The following is a 15,443-nucleotide window of genomic DNA, read 5'->3' as shown; positions in this document are numbered from 1 at the left end:
GGTGTGGGGGTTCAACAACCGGTGAGAGTGAGGCAGTTGAGAAGGGCACGTCAAGAGTGGCGCTGAAACTTCTTGCTATGAGTTTCAAGACTCTTGCAGCAATGCTTTCGGCGGCGATACGGTCGCGCGGGGTCGGACCCAAGAGAGCCGCTTGCGCTAGGAGTTACCGCCTGTGATACCGAGAGCGAAACGGGCCGCGGCCGTCACCGCCGCAGCCCTCGCCGCCGCACTGATCCAGCCACTGGCGGCGCACGCCGCCAGTCCGCCCGCGCCCCCTTCGGACGCCTCCCTCGCCGCCCAGCCGGCCCGGCACGACGACACCCGCGAGCAGTTCTACTTCGTCATGCCGGACCGTTTCGCCAACGGCGACACCTCCAATGACAGGGGCGGACTGACCGGCTCCCGGCTCAGCACCGGCTACGACCCCACCGACAAGGGCTTCTACCAGGGCGGCGACCTCAAGGGCCTGACGAAGAAGCTCGACTACATCAAGGGCCTGGGCACCACCGCCATCTGGATGGCCCCGATCTTCAAGAACAAGCCCGTCCAGGGCACCGGCGCCAACGCCTCCGCCGGCTACCACGGCTACTGGATCACCGACTTCACCCAGGTCGACCCGCACTTCGGCACCAACCAGGACCTGAAGAACCTCATCTCCAAGGCGCACGCCAAGGGCATGAAGGTCTTCTTCGACGTCATCACCAACCACACCGCCGACGTCGTGGCCGACCGGGAGAACTCCTCCGACTACCGCTCCAAGGGCGCCTTCCCCTACCTGGCCGAGGACGGCAGGCCCTTCGACGACGCCGACTACGCGGCCGGCGGCAGGAAGTTCCCGGCGGTCTCCCGCGCCTCGTTCCCGTACACGCCGACCGTCGCCGACCGGTCCAAGGTCCCGGCCTGGCTCAACGACCCGACGATGTACCACAACCGGGGCGACTCGACCTTCGCCGGCGAGTCCGCGACCTACGGCGACTTCTCCGGCCTGGACGACCTGTGGACCGAGCGTCCCGAGGTCGTGCACGGCATGGAGAAGATCTACGAGCGGTGGGTGAAGGACTTCGCCGTCGACGGCTTCCGGATCGACACCGTCAAGAACGTCAACATGGAGTTCTGGACGCAGTGGGCGACCGCGCTCGACCGGTACGCGGCGGCGCACGGCCGGAAGAACTTCTTCATGTTCGGCGAGACCTACTCGGCGGACACGAACGTCACGTCCCCGTACGTCACCCAGGGCCGCCTCGACGCCACCCTCGACTTCCCCTTCCAGGACGCGGCCCGCACCTACGCCTCCCAGGGCGGCAGCGCGCAGAAACTGGCGAGCGTCCTCGGTGACGACTACAAGTACACGACCGACAAGGCCAACGCCTACGAGCAGGTCACCTTCCTCGGCAACCACGACATGGGCCGCATCGGGTACTTCCTGAAGCAGGACAACCCGAAGGCGTCCGACGCCGAGATCCTGAAGAAGGACGAACTCGCCAACGAGGTGATGTTCCTCAGCCGCGGCAACCCGGTCGTCTACTACGGCGACGAGCAGGGCTTCACCGGCGCCGGCGGCGACAAGGACGCCCGCCAGACCATGTTCGCCTCCCAGGTGCCCGACTATCTCAAGGACGACGAGATCGGCACCACCCGCACCCACGCCAGCGACTCCTACGACCCGAGCGCGCCCCTGTACCGGCAGATCGCCGCGCTGTCCAAGCTCCGCAAGGCCAACCCGGCCCTCGCCGACGGCGTCCAGACCGAGCGCTACGCCGCCGACGGCGCCGGGATCTACGCCTTCACCCGGACGGACGCGAAGACCGGCCAGGAGTACGTCGTCGCCCTGAACAACGCGGACGAGCCGAAGACGGCGACCTTCGCGACCGGCTCGGCGGACATGTCGTACCGGGGCATCCACGGCGCCACGGACACCGTGACCTCCGACGGCGACCGCAAGGTCACCGTCACCGTCCCGGCCGAGTCCGCCGTCGTCTACAAGGCCGCCGGCGCCCTCGCCGAGCCCGCCGCCAAGCCCGTGATCACCCTGACCGCCCCGGCCGCCGGAGCCACCGGCACCGTGGACGTCACCGCCGACGTCGACGGCGGCGGGCTGAACCGGGTCGTCTTCGCCGCCCAGGTCGGCGACGCCAGGTGGCAGGTGCTCGGCTCCGCCGACCACGCCCCGTACAAGGTCACCCAGACCCTCGGCAAGGACGTGCCCGCCGGGACCGCGCTGCGCTACAAGGCCGTCGTCGTCGACTCCGCCGGGCACACCGCGAGCGCCCTGGCGAGCAGCACCTCCGGCACCCCGCCTGCACCCGAGGTCCCCACGGCCTCCTCCCGCGACTACGCGATCGTCCACTACCAGCGCACCGACGGCGACTACGGCGACTGGGGCCTGTACGCCTGGGGCGACATCGCCGACGGCGAGGCCACCACCTGGCCGGCCGGCCACCCCTTCACCGGCCGGGACGCCTGGGGCGCCTTCGCCTACGTCAAGCTCAAGCCCGGCGCCTCCAACGTCGGCTTCCTGGTCGTCGACAAGAACGGCGACAAGGACGTCTCCGCCGACCGGAGCATCGACGTCACCAAGACGGGCGAGGTCTGGGTCCAGCAGGGCAAGCCGGACGTCCTGACCCAGAGGCCCGACTACCCGGCGCAGGACAAGACCAAGGCCGTCCTCCACTACCACCGCGCCGACGGCGACTACGAAGGCTGGGGCCTGCACGTCTGGACGGGCGCCGCGAACCCCACCGACTGGTCGAACCCGCTGAAGCCGGTGAAGACTGATGCCTATGGCGCTGTCTTCGAGGTGCCGCTCGCCGAGGGTGCCACCAGCCTCAGCTACATCATCCACAAGGGCGACGACAAGGACCTGCCCGCCGACCAGTCACTCGACCTCAAGGCGAGCGGCTACGAGGTGTGGCTGTTGAACGGCCAGGAGAAGTACCTGCTGCCGCAGCCCGCGGGCAGCGCGGCCGCCCTCGACCTGACCACCTCCAAGGCGGTCTGGATCGACCGGGACACCGTCGCCTGGAACGGCGCCGACGGCGCCGCCTCCACCCAGCTGCTGTACTCCCACGACGGCTCGATCGCCGTCAAGGACGGTGCGCTGACCAGCGACGACGAGCGCTGGATCCGGCTGGAGAAGACCACCCTGACCGACGCCCAGAAGGCGAAGTTCCCGCACCTGAAGGACTACACCGCCTGGTCCGTCGACCCGCGTGACCGCGGCCGTGTGCGCGCGGCGCTGCGGGGCCAGCTGGTCGCCTCCCAGCGCGCCGCCAACGGCGCCGTGCTCGCCGCGACCGGCGTGCAGATCGCGGGCGTGCTCGACGACCTGTACCCGGCCGCGACCAAGGCGCAGCTCGGCCCGGTCTTCCACGACGGCAGGCCCACGCTCTCCGTGTGGGCGCCGACCGCGCAGAGCGTCTCGCTGGAGCTGGACGGCTCCCTCAAGGCCATGCACCGCGACGACACCACCGGCGTGTGGTCCGTCACCGGCCCGGCGTCCTGGAAGGGCAAGCCCTACCGGTACGTGGTGAAGGTGTGGGCGCCCAGCGTCCGCAAGACGGTGACCAACAAGGTCACCGACCCCTACTCGGTCGCCCTGACCGCGGACTCCGAACGCAGCCTGGTCGTCGACCTGAACGACAGGGCGCTCGCCCCGAGCGGCTGGTCGTCCCTGCGCAAGCCCAAGGCGGTACCGCTCAGGGACGCCCAGATCCAGGAGCTGCACATCCGGGACTTCTCGGTCGCCGACACGACCGTCCCGGCCAAGGACCAGGGCACCTATCTGGCCTTCACCGACAAGAACAGCGACGGCTCGAAGCACCTGCGGGCGCTGGCGAAGTCCGGCACGTCGTACGTGCACCTGCTGCCCGCGTTCGACTTCGCCACCGTCCCCGAGAAGAAGACCGACCAGGCCACCCCCGGCTGCGACCTGGCCTCCTACCCGGCCGACTCCGACCAGCAGCAGGCGTGCGTGGCGAAGACCGCCGCGAAGGACGCCTACAACTGGGGCTACGACCCGTACCACTTCACCGTCCCCGAGGGCTCCTACGCCACCGACCCGGACGGCACCGCCCGCACGGTGCAGTTCCGCAGGATGGTGCAGTCCCTCAACCAGGACGGCCTCAGGGTCGTGATGGACGTCGTCTACAACCACACGGCGGCCAGCGGCCAGGCGGACACCTCCGTCCTCGACCGGATCGTGCCCGGCTACTACCAGCGGCTGCTCGCCGACGGAAGCGTGGCCAACAGCACCTGCTGCTCCAACACCGCGCCCGAGAACGCGATGATGGGCAAGCTGGTCGTGGACTCGATCGTCACCTGGGCCAAGGAGTACAAGGTCGACGGATTCCGCTTCGACCTCATGGGCCACCACCCGAAGGCCAACATCCTCGCCGTCCGCAAGGCCCTCGACGCGCTGACGCCGAAGAAGGACGGCGTCGACGGCAAGAAGATCATCCTGTACGGCGAGGGCTGGAACTTCGGCGAGGTCGCCAACGACGCCCGGTTCGTGCAGGCCACCCAGGCCAACATGGCCGGCACCGGCATCGCCACCTTCTCCGACCGCGCCCGTGACGCCGTGCGCGGCGGCAGCCCCTTCGACTCCGACCCCGGCATCCAGGGCTTCGCGTCCGGCCTCTACACCGACCCCAACTCCTCCACCGCCAACGGCACCAAGGAGGAGCAGAAGGCCCGCCTGCTGCACTACCAGGACCTGATCAAGGTCGGCCTGACCGGAAACCTCGCGAAGTACCACTTCACGGACACCGACGGCAAGGAGGTCACGGGAGCGGAGATCGACTACAACGGCTCGCCCGCCGGCTACGCGGACGCACCCGGCGACGCCCTCGCCTATGTGGACGCGCACGACAACGAGTCCCTCTTCGACGCCCTGACCTACAAGCTCCCCAAGGACACCTCCGCGTCCGACCGGGCCCGCATGCAGGTCCTGGCCATGGCCACGGCAGCCCTGTCGCAGGGGCCGGCCCTGTCCCAGGCGGGCAGCGACCTGCTCCGCTCCAAGTCGCTGGACCGCAACTCCTTCGACAGCGGGGACTGGTTCAACGCCATCCACTGGAACTGCGCCGACGGCAACGGCTTCGGGCGCGGGCTGCCCATGGCGGACGACAACCAGTCCAAGTGGGACTACGCCCGGCCGCTGCTCACCGGCGTGAAGGTGGGCTGCCCGCAGATCACCGGCGCCTCCGCCGCGTACCGGGACCTGCTGAGGATCCGCACGACGGAGAAGGCGTTCTCGCTGGGCACGGCCGCGCAGGTGCAGGACGCGCTGTCCTTCCCGCTGTCGGGGAAGGACGAGACCCCGGGCGTCATCACCATGAGGCTCGGCGACCTGGTCGTCGTCTTCAACGCCACGCCCGAGCGGCAGGAGCAGAGGATCACCGGCCTGGCCGGCGCCGCCTACCGGCTGCACCCGGACCAGGCGAAGGGCGCCGACCCGGTGGTGAAGACCTCGTCCTACACGGCCGGCACCGGCACGTTCAGCGTCCCGGCGCGGACCGTGGCGGTGTTCCAGCGGGCGGGCGCGTAGGGTCGGGGCGTCGTCCGGACAGACAGGAGCACTCATGCCGCAGATCACCGTGGACTACTCGTACAACGCCGAGATCCACTCGGAGGCGTTCGTACGGGACCTGCACAACGCGGTCGTCGACATCGCTGCGGCCCGGCCCGAGGCCTGCAAGACGCTGTTCCGGGAGGCCAACACCGGGTACGGGTACGAGGGTCTGACGGACGAGAGCCACCACGTCGTGCACGTGACCATCGGTCTCCTCGCCGGACGCGGCGAGGAGACCAAGGCGCGGCTGACCGAGGCCGTGCTCGACCTGCTCCGCAAGCACCTGGCCCCGGAGGACGGCGTCACCCTGCACGCCTCCGCCGAGGTCCGCGACCTCGACGCGTCCTACCGGAAGTTCGACCGGTAGGACGGGGGCGCGCTCAGGGCGCCAGGGACAGCAGCCGGCCGACGAGCTCCGCGAAGGGGCCGTCGGCCGGCTCGTCCTGGACCATCCTCTTCAACAGGGTCGCCATGTCCTCGTCGTAGGCGGCGCTGACCGCGGCCAGCGCGGCGAAGTCGTGCACCAGCTGGACCTCCAGCTCGGCACGCGGGATGCGCCGGCCGTCCAGCCAGATCAGCGCCGTGGACTCGGCGAGGGAGATCCAGGAGCGCACGACCAGCTCCAGCCGCGGGGACGCGTCCGTGACACCCAGGTGCGACAGGATCTGCACGTAGGCGGCCTGCCGTACGGAGTCGATGAGCGCGTTGGTGGCCGACGCGTGTTCCTTCGAGCCGACTCCGTCGGCGGGCACCGCCGGACCGCCGCGCATCAACGCCGAGAAACCCGGCCCGTGTTCGTCCACGAAGTCGAAGAAGCGGCACATCACCCGCAGCAGCCGCGCACCGAGCGGGCCCTCGTGCGGCTCGTCGAAGCGGGCGGCGAGATCCTCCGCCGCCCGCTTCAACGCGGCCTCGTACAGGCTGAGTTTGCCGGGGAAGTAGTGGTAGACCAGCGGGCGCGAGATCCCCGCCGCCGAGGCTATCTCGTCGATGGAGACCTCGTCGGGCGAGCGCTGGCTGAACAGTTCGAGGGCGACGCCGATCAGCTGCTGCCGCCGCTCCTCGACGCCCATCCTGCGGCGAACCCCGGTACTCATGCGCACACCTTACCGATCGGATGACCGATCCGATCGGGCGCAGGTGTTCACATATCGAGCACCAAACGATCACCGCGGGCCCGCGAGACGCAGATCAGCATCGAGTCGTCCCGCTCCTCGTCCGTCAGCAGCTCGTCGCGGTGGTCGATCTCCCCTTCCAGCACCCGCTGCTGGCAGGTGCCGCAGAACCCCTGCTCGCAGGAGTAGGCCACCCCGGGCAGCTCCCCGCGCACGGCGGCCAGCACGGAGGTGCCGGCCGGCACCGTCACCGTCCGCCCGCTGCGCCGGAGTTCGACATCGAACTCCGCGTCGCCGCCGGACGGCGCACGCGGCGCGAACCGTTCGAGGCGGACGTCCGGGAAGCGATCCGCGACCGCCGCCATGAGGCCCTCGGGACCGCAGCAGTACACGGCGGCGCCCTCGCCGGCCTCCAGCGCGTCGAGGCCGGGCCTGCCCTCCACGACGGCCACCCGGCCCCGTCCCAGCTTCTCGACCTCCTCCAGGAACGGCATCGAGGCCCGGTCGCGCCCCGCGTACAGCAGCCGCCACTCGGCGTGTGCCGGCAGCGCCCGCAGCATCGGCAGCAACGGGGTGATCCCGATCCCGCCCGCGACGAAGACGTACGACTCCGCCTCGACCAGCGGGAAACGGTTCCGCGGGCCCCGCACCTCGAGTTCCATGCCCTCGGTGATCTGCTCGTGCACCTCGCGCGAGCCGCCCCGCCCGTCCTCGACCAGCCGGACCGCGATCGTGTACGAGGAGGTGTCCTCGGGGTCGCCGCACAGCGAGTACTGCCGTACGACCCCCGAGGGCAGCACCAGGTCGACATGGGCTCCGGGCTCCCAGCGCGGCAGGTCGTGCCCCTCCAGGCGGAGTTGGACGACCCCGTCGGCCACTGTCTCGTGCGAGGTCACCAGCAGCCGCAGGGCCCGCGAGCGCGGCCGGCCCGAGACCGGCTCCTCCAGCGCCGGCATCGGCCACAGCGGAGAGACGCGGATGCGGCGGCGCAGTGCCCGCCGGGTCAGCAGGGCGGCGCCGGCGACGAGGGCGACGTTGCGCAGCTTCGGCATCAGGCGGCCCTCCGCTCCGCCGCCGTGGCCGCGGGGGAGGCGGCGAGGTAGGCGACCGCCTGCGCGGTGTCGCCCTCCTGGGAGGGGTGGTAGCCGCGGCTCAGATAGCGGGGGATGGACCTGAGCATGTCCCCGGTCGACGGAAGCAGGCCCCGCCGGCCGCGGAGGTGGAAGTCCTTGAAGGTGGCCCGGCCGTCGATGAGGGTCGGGTCGTTCTCCATGAAGAACCGCGCCCCGCGCTGCCACAGGAACACCAGCGCCGTGAAGGCCGTGGCCCAGGTCCGCACGCGCCGGCGGTAGCTGCCGTCGACGTGCAGGAACAGCTCGAAGGCGACCGAGCGGTGCTCGACCTCCTCGGCGCCGTGCCAGCGCAGCAGGTCCAGCATGGTCGGGTCGGCGCCGCGCCGGTCCAGCTCGTCGGCGTTGAGCACCCAGTCGCCGAGGAACGCGGTGTAGTGCTCGATGGCCGCGATGAGGGCGACCCGCTCCATCAGCCACCAGCGGCGCGGCCGGCCCGGCGGCAGCGTGCGGTCGCCGAGCAGCTTCTCGAAGAACCAGTCGATCTGCGCGGTGTACGGCGTCGGGTCGAGCCCCTGCTCGCGCAGGTGCGGCAGCACCTCGTCATGGGCCTGGGAGTGCATCGCCTCCTGGCCGATGAACCCGATGACGTCCTCGCGGAGCCGCTCGTCGCGGATGTACGGCAGCACCTGCTTGTACACGTGCACGAACCACCGCTCACCGGCGGGCAGCAGCAGGTGCAGCACGTTGATGGTGTGCGAGGTGAACGGATCCCCCGGCACCCAGTGCAGCGGCGTGCCGTCCCAGGAGAAGGACACCTTGCGTGCCTTGAGCGGCACCCGGGCCTGCGTATTGGACATGGCGTCAATGTACTGACGAGTAGCAGCTCTGAGAACCCCTGTGACGGCCCTTGTTTACGTCAGTGTCAGTAAGGAGGCCCGGTAAGGAGCGTCAGTGAGGGCTGTCTAGTGCAGGCCCTCGATCCGGGAGCCGTCCGTCAGCGTGCCCGTCAGCGTGGCCCGGGCCCCCTGCTCGGCCCTGGCCACCAGGAACTGGCCCTGCCCGGCCGCGGTGACCCCGCCGCCGGCCCGGATGGCCGCCGTGTCCCTGTCGCCCGCCGCCAGCAGATACCAGTGCCCCGCCGCGGACTTCCACAGCACCCCGGCGAGCACATGGGGGTCACGCGGACCGCAGGACCGGCCGTCCGTGCCCTTGGCCACCACCGCGCCGGCCGGCCCGCCCGGCGTGCGGAACTGGGCCAGCGCGCCCGTGCCGTCGCCGCGCCAGGTCTCCGCCCTGGTGCACACCCAGCCGGCCGCCCCGCTGCCGTCGGGGAGCGGTTGCTCTGCGAAACCCCAGGCGTTGACGCTGCGCACCCCGGCGGCGCGCTCCGCCTGGAGCGAGCAGGCGAACGGCGCCCAGGTCCTGAGCCCGGCCGCGCCGGACGCCTCGCCCGCCGCGCCGGGCCGGCCGGCGGTGAGGTGGGCCGGGACCAACTCGCCCAGGTCGGTGGTGAGTTCGGTGCCGGAGGCGTCGGTCAGCTGGAGCACGGTCCAGGAGGTGCAGTCGCCGGGCCGCAGCGCGGGGCTGGCCAGCGGTGCGGTGATGCCGTCGGTGATCTTCAGCGGGGTCGCGGCCGAGTCCGGCTTCGTCAGGTCCCGCGAGGCCGCCGTGCGCACCCAGGGCGCGGTCAGGTACCGGACGTTGCCGTCGGCGCGGTTCAGCACCAGCGCGCTCGCCTCGGCGCCGGTCGCGCCGTCGGTCCGGGCGAAGTCGAGGGCCGCGCCCGCGGTGCCGTCGACCGGCTCGGCGTACCGGGCGATGCGCAGACCGTCGTAGAAGATCACCACGCGGGCGTTGTCGACGCGGCCCGCGTACAGCAGCTGGGGCGGCCCTGCCGGGCCTCCGGTCGGGGTGCCGGGGGTCGCCGAGACGCGGACCGTCCCGCCGGGGCGGGCCCACACCGCCAGGGCGCGGCGCAGCAGGGCCGAGTCGGAGGTGAGCGGGCCGCGCGCGGGCCACACCGAGAAGTCCTCGCGCGCGGCCGACCGCCAGTCGGCGGGGGAGACCCGCACCAGCCGCGCCGGGTCGAGGGCGGCCTGCGCGGACGGGTTCTCGGCGTAGGCGGGTGCGGCGGCGCCGTCCGGGCCCCAGCCTCCGGAGGGCAGGGCGACCAGCGCCCCGCACACGGCGAGGGCGGCCGCGGCGGCGAGGGCGGCCTTGGTGTGCTGGCGGCGGCGCATCAGATCGGTGGGCCGCGCCTGCAGCAGACAGGGGTCGAACTCGGCGGAGGAGAGCAGCGCCGGCCGCAGGGCCACGTCGTTCGCCGAGGCCAGCGCGCCGCCCGGGTCGGCCACCCCGGCGGCCTTGAGCAGCCCCCGGATCTCGGTGTCGGACAGCTTCTCCAGGCCGCGCAGCACACAGGCGGCGCGGGCCGGGCCGGACAGGGCGGACAGCCGCTGCTCCAGCGCGAGTTCGTCGGCGCCACCGGAGCGCGGGAAGAGCCTCAGGCCCCACACCTGCGGCAGCAGCGGCGGCAGCTGGGACAGCCGGGGCAGGCCCTTGCGGGGCCCGGACGCCTCCAGGGCCGAACGCAGCACCCGCTCGCGCAGGAACGCGTACCCCGGGTCGCCGCCGTGGCGGCCGGAGGTCTGGGCCGGGATCGCCGGCTGCCGCTTGCGGCCCCTGGGCAGGGCGCGCTGGACGAGGGCGTGTGCGGTCAGGACCCGGCGGCTGCGGCCGAGGCCCGGCGGCAGCACCAGATAGGCGATCCGGACCAGCCGTGGATAGTGCTCGACGAGCGCGGCCTCGGCCTGCTCGACGTCGAACGGTCCGGTGTTCCCGGAGGCGGGCGCGTGACGCTGGGCTACATCCTGTGACTGCACGTCATGCAGAACGAGCGAACCGGGCGTAGGTCACCGCCGGACGGGTGACGCTTCCGCCGCGGTGGCCGCCGTCAGTCCTGCGGATCGACCAGCGCGCGGGCGTAGTTGGCCATCGACCGCTGGTAGCGCGGCAGATGGGGGGCCAGGGCGCCGAGGACGAGGGACAGGCCCTCCCGGTCGCGGCCGAGGCTGGACAGGCACAGGGCGAGCGTGGCCCGTACCGCGTCGTCCAACTCGTCCGAGGGCGCGTCGAGTTCGGGCGTGAGCAGCTTGACGCCCTCCTCCGCCTCGCCGATGTTCCTGAGCGAGCTGGACAGCTGGATCCTGGCCCGCCGCCCCTTGTAGCCGTCGAGTCCGCGCGCCAGCGCCTCCCGGTACAGCGGCACCGCCTTGTCCGAGTGGCCGGTGGAGTCCCAGGCGCAGGCCTGCTCGAACAGGCCGAGGGGGCTGCCCTCCGGCAGCTCGGCGACCAGCGCGTCGATCACCGCGCGGAACTCGTGCGCGCGCTCTTCCGGATAGTCGTCGAAGGCGGCCCAGGCGGCGGCCACGCGGTCTTCCCAGTCCTCGTTCACCGGGGCACTCTCGCACACCCCGTGCCACCGCGTCACCGGGATTTGAGCGCACGGCGGCCCGCGGCCGTATCCGGAGGAGCCGAGGCATGCTCGGCCCACACGACCGGAGGAACAGATGAGGGTGACACGACTGCTGCCGGCCGCCGTGGCCGTACTGGCGCTGGCGGGTTGCGGTGCGGGCGGCGGGACCAAGGCGGTGCCGCCGGCCGCGACCGGCAGTCTGGAGAGCCTGGCCGCCGAGGTGAAGTGCAGGCCCAACATGCAGACGGACGCGGACACGATCCGCCAGGCCATCTGCACCAACGCCGACGGGAAGTTCGTCCTCGCCACCTTCGCCACCGACCGCGGGCAGCGGGAGTGGATCAACGACGCGAAGGACTACGGCGGTTACTACCTCGTCGGCCGCAAGTGGGTCGCCGTGGGCGACGACGGGGTGGTCGAGGCGCTGCGCGGCACCCTCGGCGGTGACGTGGAGATCGGCACGGACCATGCCGCCCACTCCGGCCACCACGGCTGAGGCACGAGGGCTGCGCGCGGGCCGAGGGCACGGGAAAGGCCGGTGACGGGAGGGGGTTCCGTCACCGGCCTCGTTCTCGGCCCGGGGGCCGGGGCCCGAGGCCCCGGGCAGCGGGGTGGGATCAGCGCGTCAGGCGCAGTTCTGACCCCGGTTGATGCAGTCGGCGATCTTGTTGGCCAGGCCGCCGGTCGTGACGCTGATGAAGTCGTCGTGGTCGGTGATCGGCTTGTGCAGCTGCTCCGGGAAGCCGTCGACCGCGTAGGCGTTCTTCACCGTGCCGTCCGACTGGATCACCGGCTGCGGCACGTTGTAGACGAGCCGCATGGTCAGCTGCGGGATGGCCTTGAAGCCGTTCGGGCAGACACCGCTCGCGGGATCGGCGAAGGCCACGTGCGTACGGTGGTTGGCACTGTCGATGTTCTGGCCGTCCCAGCAGCTCTGGAACGCGAACGTACGCACCACCCTGCTGCCCGACGGGCAGATCGGGTACTTGTCCGTCAGCTGGACCCTGTTCTCGAAGCCGGTGCAGCTCCAGTGGGCGTTGGCGTTGGCCGTGCCGTTGGTGAAGGCCTTCGCGTCGCCGGTGATGATCCGCAGGAACTGCGGCATCGCGACGACCTTGCTCGCCGGGCTGCCCACGTACTTGATCTGCGCCTGCTGGGCCACCAGGATCTTGCCGACGTTGAGGTCCTTGCCGCCGCCGTCCGCGCCCGCGTCCTTCTCCTGGGTGCCGTCCTGTTCGCGGATGACCGGCCAGTAGTACGCCGACAGGTCGTTGCGGTTCTGGCAGCTGGTGCCGCCCTGCAGGAACGTCTGGTTGCTGGAGAAGGCGTTGACCTTCTGGTTGCCGACGTAGTCGTGGACGTGGTGGGCGCCGTTGGTCACACCGGGCGCCACGATGACGTTGTCGCTGTTGTGGTTCTGGTTCGCGTTCACGCCGCAGCGGGTGGTGAACGAGCCCGTCGAGGCGTCGGGCGTCTTGTTCGGCTTGGCCAGGACGTTCGGCGCGACCTTGGTGATGTCCACGAAGTCCGCGGCGGAGGGGCCGTCACCGGCCTGCCCGCCGTTGTTGCCCTGCTGCTGGCCGCCCTGCTGGCCGCCTTGCTGCTGGCCACCCTGCTGGCCGCCCTGCTGCTGACCGCCGCTGTTCTGCTGCTGGCCACCGCTGTTCCCCCCAGCGGTGGTCTGGTCGGCGGTCTGCGCCGTACAGGCGGCGAGCTGCTTGATCGCGTCGTCGAAGGAACCGCCGACGCGCTGGATGTCGATCCGGATCCGGTCGATCGTCGCCGCCCGCTTCTCCTTCAGGGGCCCGACGATCGCGTTCTGCACGAAGCTCGGGTCCTTCGCCTGCGCGGCGCGGGTGGAGGCGAGCCGGTTGTAGGCCTCGGTGATCTGCCGGTCGAGGTTCGACAGCTCCATCGCCACGCCCCGGCGGGCCGCGTTCGGCACGTTCGTCAGCTTCTGCTGGACGTCCGGGCAGGAGATCGTCGCGACCTGCGCCGTCGCGGCCTTCGTCTGGTTGCCTCCCCACGTCTGGTGGTGCGACTCGTGCGCCGAGGCGTAGAAGTTCGCCCAGATCAGCCCGCCCCCACCGAGCGCTAGGGCCGCCGATGCGGCTAGGGCCTTGGTGGCCAGCGGCGTGCGGCGTTTTCGTGTGTTGCGTCCCATGGAACTCCTCTGACTTCCTTGCGGGGCAGCATCGAGGCGCCCGACAGGAGTGAAGCGGCGCCCTTCCATACGGACGCCGTCCCAGAGGTGTTCACCGATCTCACGGATTCCTCACCGCATCACGGGAGTTGGCAGCTCAGCGGTCCCGGTCCAGATAGGCGAGGACCGCCAGCACGCGCCGGTTGTCGTCGTCCGACACCTCCAGGCCGAACTTGGCGAAGATGTTGGAGGTGTGCTTGGCCACGGCCCGTTCCGTCACCACCAGCTGCGCCGCGATGCCCGCGTTCGACCGGCCCTGCGCCATCAGCTCCAGCACCTCCAGCTCGCGCGGCGTCAGACCCGCGAGCGGCCGGTCGTCGCCGGCGCGCCGGGACAGCAGCTGCTGGATCACCTGCGGGTCCATCGCCGTACCGCCCGCCGCCACCCGTCGTACGGCGTCGACGAACTGCTCGGCGTCGAACACCCGGTCCTTGAGCAGATACCCGACCCCTCCGGTGCCGTCCGCGAGCAGTTCGCGCGCGTACAACTGCTCCACGTGCTGGGAGAGCACCAGCACCGGCAGCCCCGGCCGCTCCCGCCGGGCCCTGAGCGCGCACTGCAGGCCCTCGTCGGTGTGCGTGGGCGGCAGCCGTACGTCGACCACCGCCACGTCCGGCTCCAGGTCCGCGAGCGCGCGGGTGAGTTCGGGGCCGGACTCGACGGCGGCGGCGATCTCGAAGCCGAAGGCCTCCAGCATCCGGACCAGCCCGTCGCGCAGCAGGAAGAGGTCTTCGGCTAGGACAACGCGCACGGGATCTCCACGGACACCAGGGTGGGGCCGCCGGCGGGGCTGCTGACGGCCAGGACGCCGTCGAATGTACCGAGCCGCCGCTCCACCCCGGCGAGCCCGGACCCGGCGCCGACCGCCGCGCCGCCCCTGCCGTTGTCAGTGACCGTGATCCGCAGCCGGCCGTCGGTGTGGTGCACGTCGACCCACACCCGGTCGGCGCCGGAGTGCTTGGCGGCGTTGGTGAGCAGCTCGCTGACCGCGAAGTAGGCCGCCGACTCCACCGGCGCCTCCGCCCGGCCCGGCAGGTCCACGCTCACCTCGACGGGCAGCGGCAGCCGAAGCGCCAGCGCCCGTACGGCGTCGCCGAGTCCGCGTTCGGCGAGGACCGGCGGATGGATGCCGCGCACCAGGTCGCGCAGCTCCTCCAGGGCCTCGGCGGAGTTCCGGCGGGCCTGGGCGAGCAGCCGTTTGGCCTGCTCCGGGTCCCGCTCCACCAGCATCTCGATGGTGCCGAGGTCCATGCCCATGGCGACCAGCCGGGCCTGCGCCCCGTCGTGCAGGTCCCGCTCGATGCGGCGCAGCTCGGCGGCGGAGGTGTCCACGGCGTCCCGCCGGGTCTCGGTCAACACCCGGACCCGCTCGGCGAGTTCTCCCTGCGCGTTGTCGAGCACCGCCCGGGCGAGCCGGAAGTGCGCGGTCAGCGCGGCCGGGGCGAAACGGCCGGCGACACCGAGCAGGACGAGGGCGAGGACACCCGCGCCGAGGGCGCTCACCTCTCCGTTGACCGGGACGAACGCGTACCAGTACGTGCCGCCGCCGTGCGTGTACGGCAGCCACAGCCCCAGCGGCAGCATCAGCCCCTCGACCGGGTAGAACAGCAGCACGGCGGGGAGCAGCGCGGTGACGAAACCGGCCGTGACGTCCACCGGCAGCCAGCGCACGTCCCGCCAGGTCTGGGGGTCGCCCAGCATCGTGAAGGTGCGGGTCCACGGGTTGGTGCCGCGGGGGACCGGCCGGTACGCCGCCCGGATCCGCACCCCGCACCACTCGCCCGCCAGCCTGCGGCGCACGTCCGCCAGCGCGCGCACGCCCGTCAGCACGGCCGGCGTCGTCACCAGCCCGACGCCGAGCGGGATGAAGGCGAGGCTCAGGGGGACCAGGACCAGGAACACGATGCCGAAGGGCAGCACCGTCACCGCCAGCACCAGCCCGCGCACGGCGGCCAGCAGGACCTCCCGGGCGCGGCCGCTCTTGTCTTCGCTGCTCATGCGGAAAGTC

Annotated in this window: 11 protein-coding genes; 3 read left to right on the top strand and 8 right to left on the bottom strand. The window is 71.6% G+C overall.

What is annotated here, in order from left to right:
• The first annotated feature begins 172 nt into the window (after nt 1–172).
• Both pulA and ACGFZN_RS07930 read left to right on the top strand, forming a co-directional pair.
• Nucleotides 173–5,545: a pullulanase-type alpha-1,6-glucosidase gene (pulA, locus tag ACGFZN_RS07935; protein ID WP_393857606.1), complete on the top strand. Its 5,373-nt coding sequence runs from the start codon at nt 173–175 to the stop codon at nt 5,543–5,545.
• Nucleotides 5,546–5,579: 34 nt separating this feature from the next.
• Entirely contained in the window at nt 5,580–5,936 is a 357-nt protein-coding gene (locus ACGFZN_RS07930; protein ID WP_393857605.1) for a 5-carboxymethyl-2-hydroxymuconate Delta-isomerase, read from the top strand.
• Between the two features lie 13 nt (nt 5,937–5,949).
• Here ACGFZN_RS07930 and ACGFZN_RS07925 read toward each other — a convergent pair whose 3' ends face one another.
• The 5 genes from ACGFZN_RS07925 to ACGFZN_RS07905 all read right to left on the bottom strand — a co-directional run bounded on the left by ACGFZN_RS07925 (nt 5,950) and on the right by ACGFZN_RS07905 (nt 11,211).
• A complete protein-coding gene (locus ACGFZN_RS07925) occupies nt 5,950–6,642 on the bottom strand; it encodes a TetR/AcrR family transcriptional regulator (RefSeq protein ID WP_393857694.1) in 693 nt (230 codons plus the stop codon).
• Between the two features lie 71 nt (nt 6,643–6,713).
• Nucleotides 6,714–7,736, bottom strand: a complete 1,023-nt coding sequence (locus ACGFZN_RS07920) for a PDR/VanB family oxidoreductase (RefSeq protein ID WP_393857604.1) — start codon at nt 7,734–7,736, stop codon at nt 6,714–6,716.
• A complete protein-coding gene (locus ACGFZN_RS07915; RefSeq protein ID WP_393857603.1) occupies nt 7,736–8,614 on the bottom strand; it encodes a metal-dependent hydrolase in 879 nt (292 codons plus the stop codon). The genes ACGFZN_RS07920 and ACGFZN_RS07915 overlap by 1 nt, the downstream gene beginning before the upstream one ends.
• A gap of 105 nt (nt 8,615–8,719) precedes the next feature.
• The gene (locus tag ACGFZN_RS07910; RefSeq protein WP_393857602.1) at nt 8,720–10,639 is read right to left on the bottom strand and encodes a hypothetical protein; all 1,920 of its coding nucleotides are present in this window, start codon (nt 10,637–10,639) and stop codon (nt 8,720–8,722) included.
• Between the two features lie 71 nt (nt 10,640–10,710).
• Nucleotides 10,711–11,211: a tetratricopeptide repeat protein gene (locus ACGFZN_RS07905; RefSeq protein ID WP_393857601.1), complete on the bottom strand. Its 501-nt coding sequence runs from the start codon at nt 11,209–11,211 to the stop codon at nt 10,711–10,713.
• A gap of 115 nt (nt 11,212–11,326) precedes the next feature.
• Between ACGFZN_RS07905 and ACGFZN_RS07900 the strand changes: the two genes are divergently transcribed.
• Complete coding sequence (locus tag ACGFZN_RS07900; protein WP_393857600.1) at nt 11,327–11,728, top strand: hypothetical protein; 402 nt, start codon at nt 11,327–11,329, stop codon at nt 11,726–11,728.
• A gap of 129 nt (nt 11,729–11,857) precedes the next feature.
• Here ACGFZN_RS07900 and ACGFZN_RS07895 read toward each other — a convergent pair whose 3' ends face one another.
• From ACGFZN_RS07895 to ACGFZN_RS07885, 3 genes are all read right to left on the bottom strand, one after another.
• Nucleotides 11,858–13,396 carry a DUF1996 domain-containing protein gene (locus ACGFZN_RS07895; RefSeq protein ID WP_393857599.1) on the bottom strand — a complete coding sequence of 513 codons (1,539 nt, stop codon included), beginning with the start codon at nt 13,394–13,396 and terminating at the stop codon, nt 11,858–11,860.
• Nucleotides 13,397–13,532: 136 nt separating this feature from the next.
• Nucleotides 13,533–14,186, bottom strand: a complete 654-nt coding sequence (locus ACGFZN_RS07890) for a LuxR C-terminal-related transcriptional regulator (protein WP_393857598.1) — start codon at nt 14,184–14,186, stop codon at nt 13,533–13,535.
• Nucleotides 14,171–15,433, bottom strand: coding sequence for a sensor histidine kinase (locus tag ACGFZN_RS07885; RefSeq protein WP_393857597.1), 1,263 nt, complete (start codon nt 15,431–15,433; stop codon nt 14,171–14,173). The genes ACGFZN_RS07890 and ACGFZN_RS07885 overlap by 16 nt, the downstream gene beginning before the upstream one ends.
• Nucleotides 15,434–15,443 lie beyond the last annotated feature (10 nt).

The sequence above is a fragment of the Streptomyces sp. NPDC048192 genome (assembly GCF_043202415.1).
Taxonomy (GTDB): Bacteria; Actinomycetota; Actinomycetes; order Streptomycetales; family Streptomycetaceae; genus Streptomyces.
Note: the sequence above shows the minus strand (reverse complement) of the source record. Positions and strands in the feature narration are given on the sequence as shown.

Excerpts from the sequence above, each read along its gene's own strand:
- ACGFZN_RS07925 (WP_393857694.1), bottom strand. The coding sequence starts at position 6,642 with ATGGGCGTCGAGGAGCGGCGGCAGCAGCTGATCGGCGTCGCCCTCGAA.
- ACGFZN_RS07900 (WP_393857600.1), top strand. The coding sequence starts at position 11,327 with ATGAGGGTGACACGACTGCTGCCGGCCGCCGTGGCCGTACTGGCGCTG.
- ACGFZN_RS07930 (WP_393857605.1), top strand. The coding sequence starts at position 5,580 with ATGCCGCAGATCACCGTGGACTACTCGTACAACGCCGAGATCCACTCG.
- ACGFZN_RS07885 (WP_393857597.1), bottom strand. The coding sequence starts at position 15,433 with ATGAGCAGCGAAGACAAGAGCGGCCGCGCCCGGGAGGTCCTGCTGGCC.
- ACGFZN_RS07915 (WP_393857603.1), bottom strand. The coding sequence starts at position 8,614 with ATGTCCAATACGCAGGCCCGGGTGCCGCTCAAGGCACGCAAGGTGTCC.
- ACGFZN_RS07920 (WP_393857604.1), bottom strand. The coding sequence starts at position 7,736 with ATGCCGAAGCTGCGCAACGTCGCCCTCGTCGCCGGCGCCGCCCTGCTG.
- ACGFZN_RS07895 (WP_393857599.1), bottom strand. The coding sequence starts at position 13,396 with ATGGGACGCAACACACGAAAACGCCGCACGCCGCTGGCCACCAAGGCC.